This is a genomic window from Hymenobacter agri, assembly GCF_054778495.1.
The window spans coordinates 1-4296 of sequence record NZ_BAAGZM010000364.1; the positions used below are offsets into that span (position 1 = coordinate 1).

At 61.5% G+C, this 4296-nt stretch carries 4 protein-coding genes; 1 reads left to right on the plus strand and 3 read right to left on the minus strand.

Going from position 1 to position 4296, the window contains the following annotated elements; all coding sequences use genetic code 11:
* Window positions 1–852, minus strand: an 852-nt coding sequence (locus ACYVDE_RS15675) for an MG2 domain-containing protein (protein ID WP_460502481.1), incomplete at its 3' end; no start/stop codon positions are given.
* A gap of 127 nt (window positions 853–979) precedes the next feature.
* Here ACYVDE_RS15675 and ACYVDE_RS15680 point away from each other — a divergent pair.
* Complete coding sequence (locus ACYVDE_RS15680) at window positions 980–2242, plus strand: carboxypeptidase-like regulatory domain-containing protein (protein WP_460502482.1); 1263 nt, start codon at window positions 980–982, stop codon at window positions 2240–2242.
* 230 nt (window positions 2243–2472) lie between these two features.
* Here ACYVDE_RS15680 and ACYVDE_RS15685 read toward each other — a convergent pair whose 3' ends face one another.
* Entirely contained in the window at window positions 2473–2763 is a 291-nt protein-coding gene (locus tag ACYVDE_RS15685; RefSeq protein ID WP_460502483.1) for a hypothetical protein, read from the minus strand.
* A gap of 121 nt (window positions 2764–2884) precedes the next feature.
* Window positions 2885–4296 (minus strand): LTA synthase family protein (locus ACYVDE_RS15690; RefSeq protein WP_460502484.1); only part of this gene is annotated, 1412 nt, incomplete at its 5' end.

Below are 4296 nucleotides of genomic sequence, written 5' to 3' on the forward strand. Positions count from 1 at the left end.
TGGCACATTGCCCGCCGGCAGCCGTCGTTGCATCCGCACCACAAATTCATCGGCCGTTTCGCTCACGTGCAGGCCGTAGCCCGCGGGCTGGGCGCAAGGCAGCGGCACTTCGGTTGTTGCGCCGCCGGGCAGCGTGAGCACGGCCCGGTACTGCTGTCCCTCGGCGGGCGTGAACTGGAAGGAGCCCATGCCCAGATGCTGGGTTTTAAGGAGGGCCACGGTCTGCCCACGCGCATCGAGCACAGTGCCTTGCACGGCGATGCCGTGCCCGCGCTGGTCGACGGCTTTAAAGCCTACTTCGCCTTCCATGCCGGCTACCAGATTCCCGCCTTCGGGATAAAAATGCACATCGGGCGTGGTCGGGTGGCCTGTTTCGCTGGCTTGGGTGGGGCTGCCGGCGCCCAGCACGGCCAAGGAGCGCGCAAAGAAAAAATCCGGGCCGGCATTGCGCATCCAGCTTGTGTACGCGCGCAATTGGTACGTGCCGGCGGCCAGCGTATCGGGCAACGTAAAATCGCCGCTGGCCTGGCCGGCTTGCAGCCGGAGCGTACGCTGCAACACCCGCCGCTGCGCCGACATCAGGTCTACATACAACACCTTGCTGAGCGTGTCGGGGCGGTGTGAGTCGGCCTCAACCGCGTAAGCGCGAAACCACACTGTTTCGCCGGCCGCGTAGTACGGGCGGTCGAGGTGCAGGTAGGCTTTTTCGGGCAGGGCCGTGGCGTAGTACACGCGCAGACTTTTTGCAATACGGCGCGCCAGGCTCTCTTCGGGAGGCGACTGAAAAGCGGCGACTATACCCAACAAGGCGCTGCCCATTAGCCAGCGTGCGGCACGACTGAAAACCAGCATGAATAGATAGAATAACGATTGGTGGAATGCCCCCGGGCGGCCATCGACGGCTCCGGTGGTGAAGGAGCAGGAAAACTACTGGATTAATTGTAAACTAGGGCCATCTTTCCACCTTTCCAGTTGATTTATGCGCTCGCCTGGCATCATTACAAAGCTTTTGCTGCTGATATTCCTGTTGCTCCGAACCGGCAGCACGCTGGCCCAGGGGGGGCAGCCACTCACAATCAGCGGGCAGGTGCGCGATGCGCTTACGTTGCGTCCGTTGCCCTTCGCCAGTGTTTTTCTGGCCAATACCACCTACGGCACTACCACCGATTCAGTGGGGCATTTCACGCTGGCCAACGTGCCGGGCGGCCAGTATGAGCTGGCGGCCTCCTACGTGGGCTATCAGCTCTACACGACTACTATTAGCCTGCAAAAGCCGATGACGCTAATTGCCGGCCTGAAACTTGCCCCAACGGCGTTGGGGGAGGTCGTGGTGCGCCCGGAGAAAAATAAACCCGCCGATTTTCAAAAGTTTGCCCGGCAGTTTCTGGGCACCAGCACGTGGTCGCAGCAATGCCGAATTGAAAATCCGGATGACGTAGTCGTGGTTTACAACAAAACCACGGGCGAGCTTACGGCGCTGGCCCCACGCAGCCTCCGGGTTATCAACCCGGCGCTGGGCTACCGAATTACGTATTATAATTTTGATTTTAAGGTGCTTTATAAAGCCAACAGGCTTGAGTTTGTCGCGGCGCCCAAATTCGAGGAACTGACCAGCGGCGATTCAAAACAGCAGCAGCGCTGGCTCGCCAATCGACGGCTGGCCTATGCGGGTTCGTTGCCGCACTTCCTGCGCAGCGTGCGCGAAAACCGGGTAGCGCAAGAAGGGTTTTTGGTGCAGCGCCTGGTGAGCGAAGCCAATTCGGAGCAGGGCCAGCAGCGCACGGCGCTGGCCGCCGACTCGTTGGCCGAAGTTTTCGCCCCCGAGCCCAATGTGCTGGCCCGCGTGTACCGCCAGCCTCTGCGCGTGAGCCAGTTCCGCAGCACCAATTCCGATTCGAGCCAGGTGCAGCTGCGTTTCCCCGAAACCCTGCAGGTAACGTATCAAAACGAGCCGTCCGACGCTGTGTACGTGGCCTACATGACGCTGGTGCGGCGCACCCGCCAGGTAGATGCAAGCCGTGCAAGCTGGCGGGGCTCGCGTGCCGAAATGCAGCTGGCCAAGCCCGCAATCGTCGGAGTAATTCCGGAGGTGTCGCAGCTGCGGCTACTGGGGCCCCAGGCCATCATCCTGCCCAACGGCTACCTGCAGAATCCGCTGAGCATGCAGGTCGATGGGTACTGGGCGTTTGAGAAAGTTGGGGAGGCCCTGCCGCTCGATTATTCTCCCGCATCGCTGAAATAGCGCGGGCGGCGTTGGCAGTATTCCCGGTAAAACAATGGAATTGACCGGCTCTGCCATACGGCGCGACCACTCATAGCTGCCTTGGCATACTGCCCACCGGAGTTGAAGCGCTGATTTTACGCTGCGTTGTTATGCTGTGGGCTACGGCCAGTGCCATCGCTCGCTACTACTAAAAAGCCCGGCCGCAACTGTTTGCGGCCGGGCTTTTCGGCAAAAGGCAAGGCGAAGAATTAGTTCTTCGGCTTAATTTTCGTCTTGTTCCGCTTGTCTTTCACTTTCGTGTCGGCCGGCATGGTTTGAATAACAGCCGGCTGCACGGTGGTAGTGATGGCCGGGTCGTTGGTTGTGGTGGTCGACTCGGTGGTCGTCGTCGAAGACGACGACGGCGTAGTGGCCGGGTACGTGGCCGGCGTGTTGGTGGTCGTGGTCTGGCGCGTGGTGGTGGTGCTGCTGCTCTGGGCGCTGGCCGAGTAGCCGCACACCGTCAGAAACAGGGCCAGAAAGAGGGGTTGCTTGCTCATAGTTCGTGAGGTTAGAGGTGAAACCAACTGCTTCCGCCAGTAGTGGGCGAAGCTGTTGGTCAGCCTTTAACGAACGTTCATAAAACAGGGTTTAGCTTGGCCGCCGCACACTAAGAATGTGCTACTTGTAAAGGCGGTTATCTACCAGCCCGTTTACATAAAACTGCACGCAGGCCCGCAGCTCGTTGCCGTAGCGCTGCACCAAGGCCGGGTCGGGGTTCGCCACCGGCGTTGTTGGCATAGAATGGGGCGCGTAAGGATAGAGCCGCACTTCGTTCTTGTTGGTGAGCTCGGTCACGAAGTCGCTGTGCACCAGGAAATACGAGTCGCCGTCACGAAACAGCGCCCGCCCCGGGCTTACTGCATCGAATACCGACGAACCAAACGGCAGCAGCCAGCGCTGCTCCTGCGGCAGGCCCAGCACGTCGAGCACGGTGGCCGGCACGTCGGCCTGCTGCGTAATGCGGTGCGGAATGGCGAGCGGCAGCGCCTGGCCGGGCGCAAACAGCAGCAGCGGCGTTTTGTGGTTGCCGAGCAGGTTCTGGTAGGTGGGCTGGTCGGTTTGGGAGGTGTGGTCGGCGGTGAGAATGAACAATGTATTGGCGTACCAGGGCTGCTTTTGCGCCGCCGCGAAGAAGCGGCGCAATGCCAAATCGGTATAAGCCACGGTGGGGTGAATGGGCTGCGTGCCCGCCGGAAACTTGCCCTGGTACTGCCGCGGCACCGTGAACGGGTCGTGGGCGCTGAGCGTGAACAGCGCGGCCAGAAACGGCGGCTTGGTGGCCGTGAGCTGCCGGTTGAAATACTGTAGGTAAGGCTCATCGAAAATACCCCAATGCCCGTCGTAGTCGGGGCTGGCCATGCCGCCGGGGTATTCATTCAGCCCATAATAGTGCTGCATGCCGGCAATGCCGCTGAACATGTCGAAGCCCATCGTGCCGTTGGTGCCGGCGTGGTACATGGCCGTGGTATAGCCGTGCCGGCCCAGAATCTCGCCCAGCCCGTGCAGCTCCGCCGTCTGGAAGCTGGAGGTGATGAACGGCTCATCCATCAGCGAGGGCAGGCCCGCCAGCACCGCCGGCAGCGCCTCAATCGAGCGGCGGCCGTTGGCGTAGTTGTCGCGCAGCAGCCGCGCCTGCGGCACCACCGCCAGCGAATCAAAAAACGGCGTGAAGCCGCCTTTGCCATCATTCTCCACCCCATTATATTCCGAGGCAAAGCTCTCCACCAGCAGAATTACCACGTTCATCGGCTTGGTCGGGGCTGGCCGAACGGGTGCCCGCGCTGCGCCCAGCATCGGTCGCAATGCCGCCTGGTTCGGGAAGTACGCCACCCGCTCAATCGGCACTTCATCGAAAGATTTGAGCACCGTGAACGTGCTATTCAGCGCCAGATGGCCGAGCACGGCGGGTTGTAATTCGAAGGCCGCGCCGGTGCGCAGCGGCTTCAGCTGCCAGCCGCCGCGCAGGCCCAGCGCCACCAGGCCCACCGTCAGCATAAATTCCACGCTGCGCTGCACCCAGCGCCAGCGGC

Bases quoted from the DNA above. Each gene is read 5' to 3' on its own strand.
- ACYVDE_RS15680 (WP_460502482.1), top strand. From the start codon at position 980: ATGCGCTCGCCTGGCATCATTACAAAGCTTTTGCTGCTGATATTCCTG.
- ACYVDE_RS15685 (WP_460502483.1), bottom strand. From the start codon at position 2,763: ATGAGCAAGCAACCCCTCTTTCTGGCCCTGTTTCTGACGGTGTGCGGC.